Source organism: Ruegeria sp. CRTD044 (assembly GCF_059613485.1).
This window is the reverse complement of the sequence record NZ_JBXWSP010000009.1, coordinates 51684-72196: the sequence shown is the minus strand read 5'-3', so window position 1 is coordinate 72196 and position 20513 is coordinate 51684. Positions and strand designations below refer to the sequence as shown.

Sequence of the window (20513 nt, the reverse complement as noted above, 5' to 3'; positions counted from 1 at the left end):
AGCCGCGTGTCCCCGACCGCAGCGACATCCCGCGACCCACGCATCCATGTTGATGCCCGCCACCTGCTGAGCCTCGGCGGGCGCAGCGGCGCGCTCAGCCTGCTGCCCCGGCAGCCTGCCCGTTCGGTGCTGAACGGCCGCCATGCCTCGCGCCTGCGCGGGCGCGGCCTGAATTTCGAGGAACTGCGGACCTATCTGCCCGGCGACGACATCCGCACGATCGACTGGAAAGTGACGGCCCGAACGGGCGAGCCGCATGTGCGCGTCTATACCGAAGAGCGTGACCGCCCGGCGCTGCTGCTGGTGGATCAGCGGGTTTCGATGTTCTTCGGCACACAAGTCTACATGAAATCGGTAGTGGCAGCCGAGGCCGCGGCCATCGCTGCTCATCAGGTTCTGGCGCAAGGCGACCGCGTCGGCGGTATCGTGTTCGGCGATACCGACCTGGCCGAACATCGGCCACAGCGCCGCCCGGCGGCCTTGCGGCGGTTTCTGTCCTCGCTCGGCGCGCTCAACTGCAGCCTGCACGCTGGGTTGCGCCCACAAGCCACGGTCTCGCTGAACCAGGTGCTGCAACAGGCTGCTCGCATCGCACATACCAATGCCTTGGTCTGTGTATTCTCGGATTTTGACGGCCTGACCGACGGGTCCGAACGGCTGCTGCGCCGCCTTGCCCATTCCAATGACCTGATCCTGTTCGACATCTCCGACCCAATCTCGCGCCATATGCCGCCCGAGCTTCGGCTGACGGTCTCGGACGGCGACCAGCAGATCGAACTGGACGCGTCAGACCGTCAAATGTCGGACCGCGTGACTCAAGCGATGGAGCAGAGGCTGACGCAGCTGCAATCCTGGTCGCGCCGATACGGGTTTCCGATCGTCCCGTTGACCACGGCCGAGCCCGCACTGGCCCAGATCCTGAGGCTGTTCGGCCACCAAGGGGGGCGGTCATGACCCCGGACACCGAAGGCAAATCGCTGGTCGAGCTGCTGGACATGCTGAAACCGGCGCCCGAGCCGGCACCGATTTCCATGGTGCCACAGACCTGGGGCTGGGTTGCTCTGGCGGTGGCGCTGCTGCTCGTACTTGGTCTGATCCTCGTGACGATCTGGCGGCACCGGCAGGCAAATGCCTATCGGCGGTATGCCCTGAAGGAATTGGACCGATGCCAGAATGACCCGGCCAAAGCCGCCGAGATCGTGCGCCGTGCCGCCCTTGCCGCCTTTCACCGGTCTCAGGTGGCCAGTTTGACCGGTGACGACTGGACGAATTTTCTGGTTCAAACCGCTGATCTCTCCGGGTTTTCCGCCTCTGCCCTCGGCAATCTGGCGGCCGCTCCCTACCGCAAGGGGGTCACCGATCCGGATGCCACCGAACTGGCGCGGCACTGGATCAAGTCACATCGGTCCAAGGGGGCGGTCTGATGTTCAGTTTCGCCGCGCCTTGGGTGTTTCTTCTGCTGCCGCTGCCGGCACTGGTCTATTTCTTTGCTCCGCCACACCGGCAACGGGTCGATGCCATTCGCATCCCGTTCTTTCGCCACGTCGCCCGGGCGGCCGGGGCCGAGCCGCAATCCGGCTCGGTAACCCTGAGACGGACGCGGATGCAAACCGGTCTGGCGATCCTGATCTGGGTGCTGCTGGTTCTGGCCATGGCCCGGCCCGAACGGTTGGGCGACCCGATCGTCATCGAAAAATCCGCCCGCGACGTGGTGCTGGCCGTGGACATCTCGGGCTCGATGGACCAGCGCGATTTCAAGGCCGCGGACGGCACACCCAAGCAGCGGCTGGAGGCCGTCAAGGACGTTCTGCGCGCCTTCATCGCCGCGCGCGATGGCGACCGGATGGCGCTGATCATCTTCGGCACCCGCGCTTTCGTTCAGGCCCCTTTCACCGAGGATTTGCAAAGCCTCGCCGGCTTTCTGGACCAGACCGCCGTCGGCATGGCCGGTCCGAACACGGCTCTGGGCGATGCGATCGGGCTGGGCATCCGAACCTTCGAGTCGAGCGAGGTGGACCAACGCCTGATGATCGTGCTGTCGGACGGTGCCGACACCTCAAGCCGCATGACGCCGGTCAATGCCTCATCGATTGCCGCGGACAAGGGTGTCGTGATCTACACGATCGGCGTCGGCGACCCGGATGCCACGGGCGAAGACCGGGTCGATCTGGACGCGCTGAAGGACATCGCCAACAAAACCCAAGGCCAGTATTTCTTTGCCGATGATGAGGCCGCCCTGACAGAGGTCTATGAGCAGATCGACGCCCAGAACCCTCGCGTGGTGGAAACCCAAAGCTACCGCCCGAAGGTCAGCCTTGCGCACTATCCGCTGGCGGCGGCGCTGCTCCTCATCCTCGCCAGCACGCTAGGCCTTCGCCTTTCACAGGAGCGGAGGCGCGCGGCATGATCGACGCTCTTGCCCAGTTTCATTTCCTGCGCCCGTACTGGCTGTTGCTGTTGCTGCCGATTGCCGCCTACTGGTGGCTGACCCGGCCGCGCAGATCCGGCAGCTCGGACCTGCCTGCGGGCATTGCACCTCACCTGGCGCAGGCACTGCGTCTGGGGGCCGAAGATCAACGGCGGGTCGGTCCGCTGGACCTCGCCGCGCTCGCCGGCGGCCTTCTGACTCTTGCGGTGGCAGGGCCGACATGGTCACGGGCGCCGAACCCTCTGATCGCGGACACCGCGCCGCTGGTGATCGCGCTGAAGGTCACAGACAGCATGGAGGAGGCAGACCTTGCGCCGTCGCGGTTGGACCGTGCCAAGTTGAAAATCACCGATCTGATCAACACCCGCGCAGGTGCTCCCACCGCACTGATCGCCTATGCCGGATCCGCACACCGCGTCGCGCCGCTGACCGAAGACGCCAACATTCTGCGCCCCTTGCTGGAAGGGTTAACCCCGGCGGTCATGCCGGTTGCGGGCGATGCCGCCGGTGACGCGCTGACGCTGGCGCAGGACGTTCTGGGCGATCAGATGGGCACAGGCGCGGTTCTCTTCGTACTCGACGATATCGATCCGCAACAGGTTTCCGCATTGGGACAATCTGATACCCCGTTGTTTTTTTTGACAATGCTTCCGAATGGTCGCCAGATTCCCCAACTGGACGGCCTGCGCAGTGCCACGATCGTTCCCTTCTCGGGCGACGACCGCGACATCGCCCGGCTGAACCGCGGGATCACCCGCAGTTTTTCCGCAGCCCTGGGCGAGGATGATCGCGTCGACTGGCAGGACCGCGCCTGGATTTTGGCCTGGCCCGTCGCCTTGATCGCGCTTCTGTGGTTCCGACGTGGCTGGGTCATTCGCTGGGGATTTGTGGCATTGCTGTTTCTGCCGCCGACCGGCACGCGCGCAGACGGTTGGCGGGACTGGTTCCTGACCCGGGACCAGCAGGGCCAGATCGCCATGAACCAAAAGGACTACGCCGCCGCCAGCACCCTGTTTCAGGATCAGTATCACCGAGGGTATGCGCAGCTAAAGGCCGGGCAATATGCGGAAGCCTCCGAGACCTTTGCTCAGCTTTCAACGCCCGAAGCGGCGTTTGCCGAAGGCATGGCCCGCATCCGAAATCGAGAGTATCGTCCGGCCATCGCAGCCTTTGAAACCGCGCTGGAGCGCCGCCCGGATTGGCCGGAAGCCGCGTACAACCTGGCCGTCGCACAGGCCATTCTGGCCGAGGTCGAATCCACCCGCGAGCAATCCGATACCGGCGAGGAGGCGGGCATCGGGGCTGACGACATAGTGTTCGACAACGAAGCCGGTCTGGGCGCGGACACCACGCAACAGGCCGAGACCGGGGACGCCGCGCCCCTGTCTGCCGACCAGTGGATCAGCGCCATCGACACAGACATGCAGGACTTCCTGCGCAGCCGGTTTGTTCTTGAAAATCAGGAGAGGTCCCAATGAGGTACCTGGCGCTCTTGATGCTGCTTCTATGCCCAGCCCAGGTTTTGGCGCAAGCAACAGACATCCAGCCCCGCGTCACGATCGAAGTGCCTGAGGATCCGACAATCGTCGGCCAGCCCGCCATCGTTCGCCTGAAGGTGCTGGTGCCCACCTACATGCCAAATCCACCGATCTTTCCATCGCTTGAACAGGAAAATCTTCTGGTGCGCTTGCCCGATCGCGCTTCTGGGCCGGTCAGCGAGAGCGTTGATGGCGAAACATGGTCAGGGGTTCAGCGCAGCTATCGGCTGTATCCGCTGGCCCCCGGCACGTATGATTTCGCCGCTGCCGAGGTGCAGGTGACATTTGCGGATCCGGAAACCAACGATCCCGTTCAGGTCTCGGTTCCCTTGCCCGCCGTTCGCCTGACAGTAGATGTTCCTGACGCAGCCCGAGGATTGGATCCCCTGATAATCGCTCACGGGTTCGAGCTGACCCAGGAGATTGAGGGCGATACCAGCCTTCAAACCGGAGACGCACTGACCCGTACCCTGACGGCAAAGATCACTGGAACGACCCCGATCATGATCCCGCCTTTGTTACCCGAGATCGAGGGCCCGTTGTTGCGAGCCTATCCCAATGAACCCCGATTGTCGGAAACCGAAGACCGGGGCGTTCTGTCCGGCCAACGAACCGACCGGGTGACCTATGTGGCCCAGGACGGCGGACAGACCCAATTGCCGGCTGTCGAGATCGATTGGCTCAATCTCAAGACCAACAAGGTCGAAACTGCGCGCGCCGATCCTGTCGACCTCGTTCTTGCGCCGCCGCCTTGGCGGCCTCCCGACCGAGAAACCGTCCTGCGGCTGGCAGGCTATTTCATCATTGGGATCGCGATATTATGGCTTGTGTTTCGTAGGCTACATCCGGTTATTAAAGCACGCTGGGCAGAGGCCAGACAAAGCAGGCTGGCCTCGGCTGCGCATGCGTTTTCGGAGCTTAAGCAAGCTGTACGCCAACAAGACTTGGCCCGTGTTTATCAAACGTTGGAAGGCTGGAAACGGCGGCTGCCCGACCCGCCAGACACTGCTGAATTCGAGGCTTCGCTGGCAGAAATCGGCGCGTCCAGATATGGCGGCGGTGAACGGCACGCGGAAAACTGGAGCAAGGTCCGCGATGGCCTTGACCGTATCGCCCGCCCGCGGCGTCACTCTCAATCCGCCTTGCCTCAGCTCAATCCCTGACGCGACCACCAATCCCTTACCTTACGTCACCTTAAGCGGAGGTCCATCTTAGGGCGCTGTCTTCAAACATAAGTATTTTTAGATTGGTCTTTGTGATAGTTATCAATTGCCTAGAGGGGCTTGTCTTGATTCCCCCTTTTTGCCGAAACGCCTGACTTGGGAAGGGCGTGTTGAATGATTGACGGATCGGGGGACGCATTTTCCCCTTTTGACTTTCCTGCAAGGCCGTTTTTGCCTGACCACATAAGGAGAAAAAGATGTCATCACAGGGAAATTTAACACATCTATGGCGCAGAGGATTGCGACGATTGGCCGTTGCTACGGTTTCTGTCGCGCTGGCCGCGCCGGCCTGGGCGCAAGATCAGAAGCCCAACATTCTGGTCATCTGGGGCGACGACATCGGTCAGTCGAACATCTCGGCCTACACCAAAGGCATGATGGGATACCGTACACCCAATATCGACCGGGTCGCGAATGAAGGCATGATCTTCACCGACTATTATGGTGAGCAGTCCTGTACTGCGGGGCGGTCGTCTTACATCATGGGTCAGTCGGTGTTCCGCACAGGGCTGTCTAAGGTCGGTCTGCCGGGCGCGGATCTTGGTATGCAGGTCGAAGATCCGACCATTGCCGGTCTGTTGAAGGACCACGGCTATGCCACCGGTCAATTCGGCAAGAACCACCTGGGTGACAAGGATGAACATCTTCCTACAAACCACGGATTTGACGAGTTTTTCGGCAACCTTTACCACCTGAATGCGGAAGAAGAACCCGAGAACGAGGACTATCCGGGTGACACCGTTCTGCCCGATGGCCGGACTTTCCGCGAAGCCTTCGGTCCCCGTGGCGTCATCAAGTCCAAGGCCGACGGAACCATCGAAGATACCGGACCGCTGACCAAGAAGCGGATGGAAACCGTGGATGAGGAAACGGTGGCTGCGGCGATCGACTTCATCAAGCGGGCCCACGAGCAAGGCCAGCCCTTCTATGTCTGGTGGAACGGAACGCGCATGCACTTCCGAACTCATGTCAAAGACGAGATGCGCCAGCAGGCCAATGACATGACCGGTCGTGTGATGGACGAATACTCGGCCGGCATGATCGAACATGACATGCATGTGGGCCAGTTGCTCGATCTGCTGGACGAGCTGGGCATCGCCGACAACACGATCGTTCATTACTCGACAGACAACGGACCGCACTACAATACGTGGCCCGATGCTGCTTCCACGCCGTTCTGGGGCGAAAAAAACACCAACTGGGAAGGCGGTTGGCGCGTGCCCTCGATGGTGCGTTGGCCCGGCAAGATCGAACCCGCCTCGGTCACAAACGAGATCGTGCATCACATGGACTGGCTTCCGACCTATCTGGCGGCGGCCGGAGATCCCGAGATCAAGGACAAGCTGAAGGCAGGCTATTCGTCCTCGGGGATGGGTCGCGACTACAAGGTGCATCTGGACGGCTACAACATCCTGCCGCTCTTGACGGGTGAAACCACAGAAAGCCCGCGCAAGGAGATCTTCTATTTCTCGGATGACGGCGACATGACGGCGCTGCGCTTCGGAGACTGGAAGCTGATCTTCCTGGAGCAGAAGGCCTGGGCCACCCTGCGCGCCTGGATGGAGCCGTGGACCGAACTTCGCGTTCCGATCATCGTGAACCTGCGCCGCGATCCCTATGAACGCGGATATCGCACGTCCAACACCTATTATGACTGGATGATCGACCGCGTGTATTTCCTAGTGCCCGCGCAGCAATACGTGGCGAATTTCCTCGCAACCTTCCAGGAGTTCCCGCCGCGCCAGAAGGCGGCGAGCTTCAGCCTGGATCAGGTGATGGAAAAGATGCTGACGCCGACCAACAACTGATAAAGGTCGGTTCTACTCTCGAGGGTCGCCGGCTTGATCGGCGACCCTCATTTCTTTGTTGCGAAAGGATATTTCATGTTCCGCCTGATCTTCTCAGCCGCCGTTTTCGCGTTGCCTGCGGGCCTTGCGGCGGACCCTCTGCCCAGTTGGACCGACAGTCCGGCCAAGGATCGGATCATCGCCTTTGTCGATACGGTGACGACGCCGAACTCAGACGGCTATGTCACCCCTACAGACAGGGTAGCGGTGTTTGACAATGACGGAACGCTGTGGGCCGAGCAGCCGGTCTATTTCCAGTTCATCTATGCCATGGATGAGTTGGCCGAGATGGCGCAGGACGATCCCTCGATCCTGACCACGCCGACATTGGAGGCAGCGGCCAAGGGCGACGCCGAATTCGTGCTGAAGGGCGGTGAAGATGCCCTGATCGAAGTCGTCAGCGCCACGCATTCGGGGCTCAGCGTCGATGCCTTCCAGGCTTCCGTCGCCGAATGGCTCCAGACTGAACGCCATCCCGATACGGGGCTGGCCTATGACCAGATGACGTACCAGCCCATGATCGAACTGCTCAGGTATCTGCGCGACGAGGGGTTCACGACCTACATAGTCTCGGGTGGAGGCCTGCATTTCATGCGCGTGTTCGCCGAGGACGCCTATGGGATACCGCCCAACCAGATCTTGGGTACCTATGCGGACAGCACCTACGAACTTGTCGACGGCACTCCCACGATCATGAAGGCGCCCGCGCTGGCGTTCATCGACGACAAGGAGGGCAAGCCAATCAACATCGAGCGTACGATCGGGAAACGCCCGATCCTGGCGGTCGGCAACTCGGACGGTGATTTTGCAATGCTGGAATGGACCACCGCCGGCGACGGGCCGCGGATGGGCGTTCTGATCCACCACACAGATGCCGAACGGGAATGGGCCTATGATCGCGACAGCCACATCGGGCGGCTTGTCGACGGGCTGGACAAAGGCCCAGAAATGGGCTGGGTTATCGTGGATATGGCCAAAGACTGGTCCCGGGTTTTCACCGGCTCGAACTAAAGCGCGGAAAGGTCGGCATACTTATGTGGACATTCATCGCCTCGCTGTCCGTCTTTGCCATCTACTGTGTCGCGGTGTTTTTCGCAGTACGGGCCGCCCAGACGGCGCGCACCCCGCAGGGCGCCGTGGGCTGGGTGGTGTTTCTGCTTTCGGCACCGTTTCTGGCGGTGCCGCTATACCTGTTTCTGGGACATCACCGGTTCAAAGGGTATCGGATCGCCCGCAAGGAAAGCGAGCGCGTGGTCGAAGGGATCCGCAGCTTTGCCGATCACTCGAAACCCGATCCCGCAACGCTGACCGTCAATCCGCGCCCGTTCGAGGCATTGGCCCACTTGCCCCTGTCCCGCGGCAACGGGGCTGAACTGCTGATCGACGGCGAGGCGACGTTTCAATCCATCTTCCGTGCGATCGATGTGGCCAAGAACTACGTCCTCATTCAGTTCTACATCGTGCGCGATGACGCGCTGGGACTGGAACTACAAGACAGGCTGATCAATGCGGCCAAACGCGGGGTCAGCGTCCGGTTCATGACTGACGCGGTGGGCAGCTATGGCCTACCGTCCTCATACCTGGAGGAGCTGCGCTCGGCCGGTGTGGATGTCGCTGATCCACGCGACCAGCGCGGGCCGAAGTTCCGGTTTCAGCTGAATTACCGCAACCACCGCAAGACCGTGATCATCGACGGCGAAACCGGGTTCATCGGCGGGCACAATGTGGGCGTCGAATACCTGGGGCAGGATCCGTATTTTGGCCGCTGGCGGGACACCCACATCAAGATGACCGGCCATATCGTTCGGCAGTTGCAGCTGATTTTCACCGAGGACTGGCACTGGGCCCGCGGAGAAGACCTGATTGACGTTCTGGACTGGGCGGGGTCGGAATCCGATCAGGACATGAACGCGCTGCTGGTCGCCACCGGACCGGGCGACGCGACTGAAACGGGGTCGCTGATGTTCTTTTCCACGATCGCTGCGGCACAAGAGCGGTTGTGGATCGCATCACCCTATTTCGTGCCGGATATCGACGTGATGACGGCACTGGAGCATGCCGCGCTGCGCGGCGTCGACGTCCGCATTCTGGTGCCGGACATGATTGACCACCGCCTGCCCTGGTTGGCGGCCTTTGCCTATTTCGATGAAATCCGGGATTCCGGCGTGCGCGTATTCCGCTATACTGACGGATTCATGCACCAAAAGGTCATTCTGGTGGACGACACGTTGGCCGCAGTTGGCACCACCAACCTGGACAACCGCTCGTTCCGTCTGAATTTCGAAGCGATGGCGCTGTTTTTCGACAGCCGGGCAGCCGCTGCCACCGAGAACATGCTGAAGACCGATTTCGAAGCCAGCTACGAAATGACCAGAAGCCTAGCCCAGCAACCGCCGCATATCCGCTATGGCGCGCCTTTGGCGCGGTTGTTCTCGCCGATCCTCTAGGTCAGGAACCGTTCCTGGAACACGCGCGTCATCAACGCGACCATGAATGCCGTGGAAAGACCAAAGGCCAACAATCCGGTGACCGAGGCGAAGGCCCCGAATATCCGCAGCCCCTCTCCCAATACAATGTCGCCATAGCCCAGCGTCGTGAAGGTCACGAGCGAGAAATACAAGGCCGAGTTCCAGTCCGGGAGGACATCTCCCATCACCCAGACAATCGCCCAGATCCACACCTGAATCGTATGCGTCGCTACGATGACGGCCAGCGCCAAGGCGATCGGGCCTGCCGTGGGCAGAAAGGTTCCCTGCCCGTCCCACCTGTCGATCACCTTGCGCACCATGATAGTGCACCATGTGAGCAGCCCGATCTCGATCAGGAAACACAGCCCCAGATAGAAGCTGCCCCAAAGGATCTGCTGCGACAATGTCATGGTAATACCCTGCATCGGCCCGGAAACTGAAACTGCACAATGGCGGCTCTGCTCTCAAGGCACAAGGCCGGACAGCGGGCGGTCGTGCGACGAAAAGAACCGAAACTTTTTGAAGGCTGGACAGCGGATCGGCGCGCCGCACATTGTAGAGCGCACCAAGTGAGACTGATCATGTTGTTGGAAATACAGAATATCCACAAAACCTACCCGCGCGGGCGGCCTGTCCTGAACGACGTTTCGTTGTCGCTGGAACGCGGTCAGACGCTTGCTATCACCGGCGAAAGTGGCAGCGGCAAAAGCACGTTGCTGAACCTTGCCGGCGCGCTGGACAGTTTTGACAGCGGTGAGATCGTTCTGGATGGCACGGCGTTGTCGCGACTGGACGATCGCGGCCGCGCATTGCTACGGCGCGAAGACGTGTCCCTGGTGTTCCAGCAATTCAATCTGATCCCGTCACTGACGGTTGCGCAGAACCTGTCATTTCATGCCCGGCTGGCAAATCGAGTTGACCCCGAGTGGCTCGCGCATCTGACCGCGACGCTCGGTCTCGCCGATTTGACCCAACGCTATCCCGAACATCTGTCGGGCGGCCAGCAACAGCGGGTCGCGATTGGCCGGGCTCTTGCCGTCCGGCCCAAGCTGCTGCTGGCGGACGAGCCGACGGGAAACCTGGACGAGACTGCAAGCGCGGCGGTTCTGGACCTTATGCTGTCCTTGGTCGCGGATACCGGGGCAGCCCTGCTGCTGGTCACGCATTCGCCCGTGATCGCGGCTCGGCTTGATCGAACGGCGCATCTGGCAAACGGTCGGATCGCATGACTCGCACCGTGATCCAGGCCCTCTGGTCGCATTGGCGTTGGCACCGCATCCAACTGGCCACGCTGCTGATCGGAATCGCGCTTGCGACAGGTCTTTGGTCGGCGGTCCAGGCCATCAACGCCGAAGCCCGGGCCAGCTATGCGCGTGCCAACCAACAATTGGCGCTTGGGCAGATGGAGATGCTGCGGCATCCATCCGGCCACATTCCTTTGGAAACATACGTAAATCTGCGTCGCGCCGGATGGCAGGTCGCGGCCGTTCTGGAAGGTCGGTACAGGGTTGGGGACCGGTCGGTTCTTTTGACCGGAGTGGACCTTGTCTCCTACCCCCCGCTTCCGGCGGTAACGCAACTGGAACAGGAAGAAGCCCCACCCGACCCGGCGGCCATGCTGACCGCGCCCGGCCGACTGCTGGCGCCACCCGACTTGGTGCCGATGCTGGAGGATCGGCCCGATCTTCCACCGGCGATCGCCAGCACTGCGCTTCCCCCCAATGTGGTTCTGACCGATATCGGCGTGGCTGAGACGTTGCTGAACAAACCGGGTGAGATTTCGCGACTTGCCATCCTGCCAGATCAGCCTCGCGGAGTTGCGCCCCTGTCCCAGGTTGCGCCAGAGCTGAATCGCCAGCCCCCCGGAAACAGCGTCGACACTGCTCGCCTGACCGACAGCTTCCACCTGAACCTTTCCGCGTTCGGCCTGCTGTCCTTCGCCGTCGGGCTGTTCATTGTACATGGAACGGTTGGGCTGGCCTTTGCGCAGCGCCGCGGAATGGTGCGCAGTCTGCGTGCGATGGGTGCCCCGATGGGGACGCTTTCCCGCATCATTCTGGCCGAACTTGTAGGTCTGGCTTTGATCGGTGGATCCATGGGCCTTCTGCTGGGTTTTTTCCTGGCCGGAGCGTTGTTGCCCGATGTCGCCGCAACCCTGCGCGGGCTCTATGGGGCTCCGGTGGATGGCCAGTTGCAACTGAGGGGCGGTTGGGTGCTGGCCGGGCTGGGTATGTCCATCGCAGGGACCCTGGCGGCCAGCGGATACGCCCTGTGGCGTCTGAGCCGAATGCCGATATTGTCCGGCCCCGGCCTGCAGGCATGGCGTGGACGCAGCACACGAGCCGTCGTGACCGGACTGGCGGGTGTGGGGCTCGCTCTTGGCGGGGTCGTGATCTTTCTGCTCTTTGACGGATTGGTCGCTGGTTTCGCTCTGATGGCAGGCATTCTGACAGGCAGCGCCCTTTTGCTGCCTCTGGTTCTGTCCAGCATATTGCACCTGTGTGCAGGGCGCGTCCGTGACCCGGTGCGGCAGTGGGTGCTGGCCGACATGCAGGCCCAGCTGCCGGGCCTGTCGCTTGCGCTGATGGCCCTGCTGCTGGCCCTGGCCGCCAATATCGGTGTCGGAACCATGGTTTCCAGCTTCCGGCTTACCTTCGTCGGTTGGCTGGACCAGCGCCTGATGGCCGAGCTGTACATCACGGCAAAGGACTCGGATCAAGGACGCGAGATCGAGACATGGCTGACCCCGCGCGTGGACGCAGTCCTACCGATACGGAATGTGGAGCTGGATCATCCCACAGGCCCGCTGTTTCTGTACGGAGTGGTCGATCACGCGACCTACCGGGACAACTGGCCCCTTGTCGCCGCGGCCCCGGACGTATGGACCAAGATTCTGTCCGACGGCGCCATATTGATCAATGAACAGCTGGCCCGCCGTGCTGATCTGTGGCCCGGGGATTTGATTGCACTGACCGCCGATCACACTCTGGCAATCGCTGGGGTCTATTCCGACTACGGCAATCCGACCGGGCAAGCGATCGTCTCAATGGACCTGTTCGGCAGGATCGCGCCAAATGCCGAAAACCGACAGTTTCGTATTCGCATCGCTCCGGAGCGCGTAGATGAGCTGGCGGCGGATCTGCAGAACAGGTTTGATCTGGACCCCGGCGCGATCATCCGGCAGGCCGCGCTGAAGGCGCAATCCTTGGCGATCTTCGAAAAGACATTTGTCGTGACATCCGCGCTGAACATCCTGACGCTTGGGGTAGCCGGCTTTGCGATTCTGACCAGCTTGCTGACGCTCTGGACCCAGCGGCTGCCTCAGATCGCTCCGGTCTGGGCAATGGGGCTGACGCTGTCGCATTTGTCCAAACTGGAACTGGCGCGCAGCATGGTTCTGGCTTTCCTTACCGCCTGCCTCGCCTTGCCGCTGGGCCTGGCGCTGGCGTGGATTCTGCTGGCTGTCATCAATGTCGAGGCGTTCGGATGGCGGCTACCCATGCACCTTTTCCCGTTGTCATGGGTGCAGCTCATGCTGTGGACACTTGTGGCCGCCGCCCTTGCCGCGGCGCTGCCTGCCTGGCGGCTTCGGCGGGTGCCGCCGGCCGATTTGCTGAGGGTCTTTGCCAATGAACGCTAAACTACTTGTGTGTGCACTGTTCTGGCCACTTGCGGCAATGGCGCAGGGGTTTGCCGGTTTGGGCGGTTCTGCCGACGGGTTTGACGTACCACAGCCAGAGTACCAGTTCGATTTTCCCACCGACCACGGCCCGCATCCATCCTATCGGATCGAATGGTGGTACCTGACGGCCAACCTGACCGGAGAGGACGGTCGGGACTTCGGCATACAGTGGACCCTGTTTCGCTCTGCCCTGAAGCCATTTGAAACCGCCGGCTGGCAAAGCCCACAGATCTGGATGGGCCATGCCGCGCTGACAACTCCGGAACGCCACTTCTTTGCCGAGCGCCTGTCTCGTGGTGGAATTGGGCAGGCCGGTGTCACGGCCGACCCGTTCGAAGCATGGATCGACGAATGGCGCATGGCAGGACCAACGCTCCAGACCCTGACCCTGACTGCAAACGGAGCCGATTTCGGGTACGACCTGAACCTGTCTGCTTCGGGGCCGCTGGTTTTTCATGGAGAGAATGGGTTTTCCGTGAAATCCGCTGATGGGCAGGCCAGCTACTACTATTCACAGCCGGGCTACGCCGTTCAGGGCACGCTGCATCTGCCCGACGGCGATGTAGCGGTCACCGGGAACGGTTGGCTGGACCGCGAGTGGTCCTCGCAGCCTCTGTCCGCCGATCAATCAGGGTGGGACTGGTTCTCACTCAGTTTCGAGGACGGCGACAAGTTGATGGCGTTTCGCCTGCGCGGCGGACGTGGGGACTATACCTCGGCCACCTGGATCAACGCGGACGGTTCCAGCCGCAGCCTGCCGAACGGGTCAGTGACCTTCACACCACTGGAAACCAGCCGGGTCGCGGACCGCGATGTTCCGACGGATTGGCGCGTGACCATCCCGGGCGAGGATCTGGACATTCGCGTTCAGGCTCAGAACACCCTAGCCTGGATGGGAACGCGCTTTCAGTACTGGGAGGGCCCGGTCACTGTGTCAGGCAGCCACAAGGGGCGCGGCTACCTTGAGATGACCGGGTACTAGCGGGGCTTAGCGGACCACGTAGACCGAAACGTTCGAGTGGCGCACCACTCGCGCCGCGTTCGGCCCCAACAGGTAATCCTTGAAATCCGGCTTGTGTGCGCCAATCACGATCAGATCGCTGCCGGCACTTTCGGCGGTCTTCAGGATCTCCTGATAGGCCGTGCCCGTTGCAACGACATGACGTATCTTGGCGTTGCGCTCCGACCCGACCGCATCGACACACAGCTCAACCAGCTTGTCATGCGCTTCGTGCTGCGCCTTATCGTGGAAGTCGGGCCGGAAAAAACCGGACACCCAGCTTTCACCGAAATCCGGCAGGACGGTCACCACGTCCAGTTGCGCCGCGTCGAGATCGGCCAGTTTCGCGGCAATTTTCAGGACAGGAGCATCGATATTGCCGTTGCTGATATCAACGGCGCACAGGACGGACTTGGTCATGCGGGCACCTCTTGTCTGGCGGCACGGCCGCGTTGCAGGAAGGCGATCAACCCCAGCAGCAGCATGGCCGGGATATAGATCAACTGTTTTGGCGGCTGGCTGACCGGCAGATCGGCGGATGCGATGCGCACCGGCTCGTCCGCGTAATAGTCGAAATTGGCCAGGTCATCGGCGATGGGCGAGCCGAACATAGGCTCGTCCATCTTCACCAGGCCATCTTCCTCGATCAGCAAAAAGCCCATGGCATCAACACGCGCCGCACCATCAGGTTCGGACCCTACGGTGACGACGACCGTGGTCTCGGTCATGTTGCCGGTGTCGAAATCCGGCCCGCTGACCACGACCCGCACGTCGGTGCCGGGTTCAGCCTCACCAATGGCCTGAACGAATCCGGCCGGCTCGACCTCGAGGTGCGAGGGCGAGATGCGATCCATGAAATAGTCCGGCCGGAACAGCGCGAAGGCGATCGCAATCAGCGCAACGCTTTCGTAGATGCGGCTGTGGGTCAGGAAGTAGCCCATCGTGCCGGCCGTGAACACGAGGATCGCAATCGTGGCGAATATGGCCACTATGATCCCCTCAACCCAGGTGACATCGATCAACAGCAGGTCGGTGTTGAAGATGAACACGAAGGGAAGCGCCACCGTACGCAGGCTGTAGAAGAAGGCGGTGAAGCCGGTCTTGATCGCATCACCTCCCGAAACGGCGGCCGCAGCAAAACTGGCGAGGCCCACAGGAGGCGTCACGTCGGCCATGATGCCGAAGTAGAACACGAACAGGTGCACCGCGATCAGCGGCACGATCAGGCCGCTTTGCGCGCCCAGTTCGACCACAACGCCCGCCATCAACGAGCTGACGACGATATAGTTTGCCGTGGTCGGCAGCCCCATGCCCAGGATCAGGCTGAGCAGCCCGACCATCACCAGCATCAGGATCAGGTTGCCGCCGGACAGGAACTCGACCAGATCGGCCATCACCTGCCCCACACCGGTCAGGGTCACGGTGCCCACGATCACGCCGGCCGTGGCCGTGGCCAGAGCAATGCCGATCATGTTGCGCGCGCCGTCGATCAAGCCCTGCCACAGATCGGCAACCCCATCGACAAAGGCATTCGCCAGATCGCTTTGCCCCCGGAAGATCGCCTTGAGCGGTTTCTGCGTCAGCAGGATCACGAACAGCAGCGCGGTCGCCCAGAAGGCCGACAGACCCGGCGACTTCTGTTCGATCATCAGGAAGTAGACCAGAACGATGATCGGCAGCAGATAATGCAGGCCGGCCTTGTAGATCTCGGAGATCACCGGCAGCTTAACTTCGGTCGCGTTCGGGTCATCGGGCTCAAGGTCCGGAACCTGAGCGGCCAGGTACAGCAGAGCAACATAGATGACGCACACCGCCAGGCTCAGGATCAGACCAGCGCTGGACGGCGCCCAGCTTGTGACAGCATCCACTGGGAACTGCGAACCATAGCAGAGCCCCGCAAACACCAGGAAGAACATCAGCATTCCCACGACCGTGCGCGCCAGATGCACGTCGCGGTCGCCCAGGGTGGGCATGTTCCGCTTCACGGCCTCGAGATGCACGATGTAGACCAGCGCGATGTAGGAAATCGCCGCCGGCAGGAAGGCGTGGGTGATGACCTCGACATACGAGATGCCCACATATTCCACCATCAGGAAGGCGGCGGCGCCCATCACGGGCGGCATGATCTGTCCGTTGACCGAACTTGCAACCTCGACTGAGCCTGCCTGCTCGCTGGTAAAGCCAACGCGCTTCATCAGCGGGATGGTGAAGGTGCCGGTCGTCACGACGTTGGCGATGGACGAACCCGAAATCAGGCCGGTCGCGGCCGAACCGACGACGGCGGCCTTTGCCGGACCGCCGCGCAGGTGACCCAGCGCGCCGAAGGCCATCTTGATGAAGTAATTCCCTGCCCCGGCCTTATCCAGCAAAGCGCCGAACAGAACGAAGAGGAACACGAATTTGGTCGAAACGCCCAGAGCGATGCCGAACACACCCTCGGACGTGATCCACATGTGGCTCATGGCCTTTTTCAAGCTGGCGCCCTTCCACCGGATCACTTCGGGCACCCACTCGGACGAGCCGAAGAACACATAGGCCAGGAAGATCGTCGCGATGATCGCCATGGCGGGGCCAAGCGCGCGACGCGCGGCTTCGAACAGCAGGATCAAGCCGCCGAGGGCGATCCATTTGTCGACATCATCCGCCAGACCGCCCGCATTGACGATCTTGTCATAGAAGAAATAGCCGTAAAGGGCGACACCGGCCCCCAGTACACCCATGATCCAATCCTGGATCGGAATGTAGTTTCGCGGACTGGATTTCAGCGCTGGATAAGCCGCGAAGGCCAGGAACAACGCGAAGGCCAAATGAAACTGACGCGCGTTGTTCACAACGCTGCCGGGCAGGACGTAGTTGGCAATCGGTGACGCCAGAACGACTTGAAAGATCGACCAGATTGCGGCCACGATCGCGAGGAACAAGCCGACATTTCCAGCCGGGTCCCGGGCACCCGCATCCGAGGATGCGACCAGTTCCTGTAGTTCTTCTTCGGATAACGGACGATTGCCCTGTTGATCAGCGCTCATCAATTGTCTCCCCGTCCAACGGCCGGTTTCCGGCGCAGCTTTGGTCTTTCCGGCGTCTCACCGGTTGAAAACGAGGCGCGAACAGCGCCTCGTTTCTGGACTTGAAGGTGGATTACTGGATCCAGCCTTTTTCTTTGTAGTACTTCTCGGCGCCCGGATGCAGCGGAGCCGACAGACCGTCCTTGATCATTTCCTCAGGCTTGAGGTTGGCGAAGGCCGGGTGCAGCTTTTTGAAGTCGTCGAAGTTCTCGAAGACCGAGCTGACGACCGCGTACACCGCATCGTCAGACACGTTTGCCGAAGTCACGAAGGTCGCGCCCACACCGAAGGTCTGGGTGTCAGCGTCCGAACCGCGATACATGCCGCCGGGGATGGTGGCCGTACGGTAGAACGAGTTGTCGGCAACCAGCTTGACAACGGCTTCACCGCTGACGTTCACCAGAACCGAGTCGCACGCAGTGGTGGCTTCCTGGATCGAACCGGACGGGTGGCCGACGGTGTAGACCATCGCATCGATCTGGTTGTCACACAGCGCGGCCGACTGTTCTGCGGCCTTCAGCTCGGTTGCCAGTTCGAAGTCATCCGTGGTCCAGCCCAGGGCTTCCATCAGAACTTCCATGGTGCCGCGCTGACCGGAACCGGGGTTGCCGATATTGACGCGCTTGCCCTTCAGGTCTTCGAAGTTCTTGATGCCGGAATCGGCACGGGCCACCACGGTAAACGGCTCGGGGTGAACAGAAAATACGGCGCGCAGCTCTTCGAACGGGCCGTTTTCCTCGAATTTCGAGGTGCCGTTGTAGGCATGGTACTGCCAGTCGGACTGGGCCACACCGAATTCCAGTTCGCCTTCGCGAATGGTGTTGATGTTGTAGACCGATCCACCCGTCGATTCGACCGAGCAACGCACGCCATGTTCTTTGCGGCCCTTGTTCACCAGGCGGCAGATCGCGCCACCGGTGGGATAGTACACGCCGGTCACACCGCCGGTGCCGATGGTGATGAATTCTTCGGCATAAGCCGCCGGAGCCATGAGGGCAGCGGTCACGACCGCGCCGAGGCTGAGCTTGCTTTTCTTGATCATTTAGGAACTCCCAAGATTCTTATTGTGGACGGAAGACAGGCCAAAGGCCCCTTGTCCGGGGGACGAGCCATTATGACAATCCGCATGAGCAGGCAACGGATGAGCTCAAATTTTCCCGAATTCTCCCAACATTCACGATGGTTTGTTGCCAGTACCTCTGTTGTCAAGCGTTAAGCGCCCGACCCCGGCGTCGGGACGCACATATGACGTGGAACCCAAAAATTTCCCCGGCTTGACCCCGCAACAATTGGTGTCGCACCGTGTTGACCGGTCTGTGGCGCGTCAAGTATGATCTCTCAGGTCGCTGAGTTCAAAGATCTCTTGTTTTCTGACAATCGGTTATTTGTTTTTTTCCTGTTCGTGTGAGTTCACAGCGTGATTGGTTATTCTTCATTGCAAAGCAAATCGTCATCAATCAGCGAGTTCCGCTGGCATTTGTTTCTGGCGCTGGTCTTCACGGTCGCCGCCGGTGAGATGTTTTTCGACACATATCGCGTCGTTTACTTCGGCGCGGTCTCTTTCGACGACTATTCCCACTACCTGCTGTATCTTCTGGATGAAGAGCGTGGCCGGGTTCCCCCTTCGCCGCATGTTTACCGCATAGGCTCGGTCATACTTGCGCTGCCGTTCTACAATCTGCCATTCGTCTCACTGTCCACCGGGTCGGGAGAAGTCTTTCTTCCTGACAGCGTTGCTGACGCAAAGGCACTGGCCGCGATGTGTGCCGCAAACGTCTTCTACCTGGTTCTGACGGCGCTTCTGGTTTACGCCTATTTGCTGCGGCGTGTTGGAACCACCGCACAATGGGCATTCATCGGCGCCGCGTCAGTTCTGTTTCTGGGGCAGTTTCTGGCGCTGGAAGGCAATGACGGCATCTCGGTCTTTCCGTTGACAGTGGCCCTTCTGTTGGCTGCCGAGAAGAAATGGAAGTGGTTTCTTCTTACCGTGTTTCTTGGCGCGTTCATCAATGAAAAGATCATCATCGTGACGCTGCTGATCTTTGGTCTGCGCGCATTGGCAATAATGTCCTTGCGCAGCGCTGAGGCCAAGGTCACGGCCGCCCTGCTTTGCCTGTTCGTTGGATTTCTGGTTTTCATTACCGCATTTCCGTTTCCGGGCGTGAACGACAATCAGAGAGAGATTGGGCAATTCATCTCCAGCGCGCTGTCCACTTTAAAAGGCAGCACAAGTGTCAAAGGACTGTATCTGAACGTCTGGCCGTTGTTGGTTCTGACCGCCTGCTGGTGGATTGCCGTGACCGGTCAAGCTGAACATCAGGTCCTACGCCGGACGGACGTTTTGTCGCTGCTGGCGTTTTTCTCGCTCATCGCCATGTTGAACGTACAGTTCAATATCGGTCGGCTGGTCATGTACTTCATGCCGTTTTTTGTCGTGGGCTGCATTCAGGCTCTCGCAGCCAGCGACAACTTGCGCGCGACTTCGTCTAGAGACGGCAATGAGTGACGAGGCCACCCGGCAACGCGAGGTCAGATGCTGAGCTTCTTGAACACCGGCTCGGGGATGTTTCGGATGATCGCCATGATCAGTTGCCAAATCGGCTTGACGTAGATCACGTTCCGACCGCGCTCGACCGCCCGGGCCGTTGCGGCGGCAACTTCGGACGGCTGCGCCGTCAGACGCTCGGGCAAGTCCATTCCTTCGGTCATTTGTGTGTCGACGAATCCCGGAAGAACCGTCACGACATGCACGCCTTTCTTGGCGAGCCGGTTGCGCAACCCGGACAGAAAAGCAGTCAGGCCGGCCTTGGCCGATCCGTAAATATAGTTGGTCGCCCGGCCCCGATCACCGGCCACGGAACTGACACCCACAATCGTACCCGATCCGCGCTCTTCAAACCGGTTGGCAAAGGCTCCGAGGATCTGAGCCGGCCCTTCGAAGTTGCTACGCATCACCAGAGAAGCTGCGGCGGCGTCCTTTTCGTTCTCGGTCTGCTCGCCCATGTACCCGACAACGCATACAACGATACCCGGCAATTCAGGCAACGCATCGACGAACCCATCGAAGCTGTTGGCTTCCAGAACGTCGAACTCGTGCAACGTTGCCCCCACACCATAGCGCAGTTCGATATCGGCCTTGTCGGCCTCGAGCGTCTCAGCATTCCGGGCGGCCAGCTGGACCGGGTGTCCCCGCTCGGCAAACTCATGAGCGATGGCCTTGCCGATATCCGACCGGGCACCAAGAACGAGAACGTGTTCCATT

17 protein-coding genes are annotated in these 20513 nt (G+C 60.8%); 12 read left to right on the top strand and 5 right to left on the bottom strand.

Features of this window, described 5'->3' with window-relative positions:
* Positions 1 to 6 precede the first annotated feature (6 nt).
* The 8 genes from AC2FNL_RS09350 (at position 7) to cls (ending at position 9483) form a co-directional block, all read left to right on the top strand.
* Positions 7 to 954 carry a DUF58 domain-containing protein gene (locus AC2FNL_RS09350; RefSeq protein WP_496833272.1) on the top strand — a complete coding sequence of 316 codons (948 nt, stop codon included), beginning with the start codon at positions 7 to 9 and terminating at the stop codon, positions 952 to 954.
* Entirely contained in the window at positions 951 to 1424 is a 474-nt protein-coding gene (locus tag AC2FNL_RS09345; protein ID WP_496833271.1) for a DUF4381 domain-containing protein, read from the top strand. The genes AC2FNL_RS09350 and AC2FNL_RS09345 overlap by 4 nt, the downstream gene beginning before the upstream one ends.
* Entirely contained in the window at positions 1424 to 2407 is a 984-nt protein-coding gene (locus tag AC2FNL_RS09340; RefSeq protein WP_496833270.1) for a vWA domain-containing protein, read from the top strand. Before AC2FNL_RS09345 ends, AC2FNL_RS09340 begins: the two co-directional genes overlap by 1 nt.
* Entirely contained in the window at positions 2404 to 3906 is a 1503-nt protein-coding gene (locus AC2FNL_RS09335; RefSeq protein ID WP_496833269.1) for a VWA domain-containing protein, read from the top strand. Before AC2FNL_RS09340 ends, AC2FNL_RS09335 begins: the two co-directional genes overlap by 4 nt.
* Positions 3903 to 5129 carry a hypothetical protein gene (locus AC2FNL_RS09330; protein WP_496833268.1) on the top strand — a complete coding sequence of 409 codons (1227 nt, stop codon included), beginning with the start codon at positions 3903 to 3905 and terminating at the stop codon, positions 5127 to 5129. Before AC2FNL_RS09335 ends, AC2FNL_RS09330 begins: the two co-directional genes overlap by 4 nt.
* A 257-nt stretch (positions 5130 to 5386) precedes the next feature.
* Positions 5387 to 6997 (top strand): arylsulfatase, encoded by a 1611-nt coding sequence (locus AC2FNL_RS09325; RefSeq protein WP_496833267.1) that lies wholly within the window; start codon positions 5387 to 5389, stop codon positions 6995 to 6997.
* A 75-nt stretch (positions 6998 to 7072) separates the two neighbouring features.
* Positions 7073 to 8047 carry an HAD family hydrolase gene (locus AC2FNL_RS09320; RefSeq protein ID WP_496833266.1) on the top strand — a complete coding sequence of 325 codons (975 nt, stop codon included), beginning with the start codon at positions 7073 to 7075 and terminating at the stop codon, positions 8045 to 8047.
* Positions 8048 to 8070: 23 nt separating this feature from the next.
* A complete protein-coding gene (gene cls, locus AC2FNL_RS09315; protein WP_170339032.1) occupies positions 8071 to 9483 on the top strand; it encodes a cardiolipin synthase in 1413 nt (470 codons plus the stop codon).
* Here cls and AC2FNL_RS09310 read toward each other — a convergent pair.
* On the bottom strand, positions 9480 to 9914 hold the full coding sequence (locus AC2FNL_RS09310) for an ion channel (protein ID WP_093962966.1): 435 nt from the start codon (positions 9912 to 9914) through the stop codon (positions 9480 to 9482). The genes cls and AC2FNL_RS09310 overlap by 4 nt on opposite strands.
* 171 nt (positions 9915 to 10085) lie before the next feature.
* Between AC2FNL_RS09310 and AC2FNL_RS09305 the strand changes: the two genes are divergently transcribed.
* From AC2FNL_RS09305 to AC2FNL_RS09295, 3 genes are read left to right on the top strand one after another with little or no spacing between them, the layout of a single operon-like run.
* The gene (locus tag AC2FNL_RS09305) at positions 10086 to 10733 is read left to right on the top strand and encodes an ABC transporter ATP-binding protein (RefSeq protein ID WP_170338488.1); all 648 of its coding nucleotides are present in this window, start codon (positions 10086 to 10088) and stop codon (positions 10731 to 10733) included.
* Entirely contained in the window at positions 10730 to 13144 is a 2415-nt protein-coding gene (locus tag AC2FNL_RS09300) for an ABC transporter permease (protein ID WP_496833265.1), read from the top strand. The genes AC2FNL_RS09305 and AC2FNL_RS09300 overlap by 4 nt, the downstream gene beginning before the upstream one ends.
* Entirely contained in the window at positions 13134 to 14168 is a 1035-nt protein-coding gene (locus AC2FNL_RS09295) for a lipocalin-like domain-containing protein (protein ID WP_496833264.1), read from the top strand. Before AC2FNL_RS09300 ends, AC2FNL_RS09295 begins: the two co-directional genes overlap by 11 nt.
* Positions 14169 to 14174: 6 nt before the next feature.
* Here the strand turns inward: AC2FNL_RS09295 and AC2FNL_RS09290 are convergent, their stop codons facing one another.
* The 3 genes from AC2FNL_RS09290 to AC2FNL_RS09280 all read right to left on the bottom strand — a co-directional run bounded on the left by AC2FNL_RS09290 (position 14175) and on the right by AC2FNL_RS09280 (position 18293).
* Positions 14175 to 14606: a universal stress protein gene (locus AC2FNL_RS09290; protein ID WP_093962149.1), complete on the bottom strand. Its 432-nt coding sequence runs from the start codon at positions 14604 to 14606 to the stop codon at positions 14175 to 14177.
* A complete protein-coding gene (locus AC2FNL_RS09285; protein WP_496833262.1) occupies positions 14603 to 17212 on the bottom strand; it encodes a TRAP transporter permease in 2610 nt (869 codons plus the stop codon). The genes AC2FNL_RS09290 and AC2FNL_RS09285 overlap by 4 nt, the downstream gene beginning before the upstream one ends.
* Positions 17213 to 17324: 112 nt before the next feature.
* Positions 17325 to 18293: a TAXI family TRAP transporter solute-binding subunit gene (locus tag AC2FNL_RS09280; RefSeq protein ID WP_496833260.1), complete on the bottom strand. Its 969-nt coding sequence runs from the start codon at positions 18291 to 18293 to the stop codon at positions 17325 to 17327.
* Positions 18294 to 18686: 393 nt separating this feature from the next.
* On the opposite strand from AC2FNL_RS09280, the gene AC2FNL_RS09275 reads away from it, so the two are divergent.
* Positions 18687 to 19757, top strand: a complete 1071-nt coding sequence (locus tag AC2FNL_RS09275) for a hypothetical protein (RefSeq protein ID WP_496833259.1) — start codon at positions 18687 to 18689, stop codon at positions 19755 to 19757.
* Between the two features lie 23 nt (positions 19758 to 19780).
* Here the strand turns inward: AC2FNL_RS09275 and AC2FNL_RS09270 are convergent, their stop codons facing one another.
* The gene (locus AC2FNL_RS09270) at positions 19781 to 20512 is read right to left on the bottom strand and encodes an SDR family oxidoreductase (RefSeq protein WP_496833257.1); all 732 of its coding nucleotides are present in this window, start codon (positions 20510 to 20512) and stop codon (positions 19781 to 19783) included.
* Position 20513: the final 1 nt, after the last annotated feature.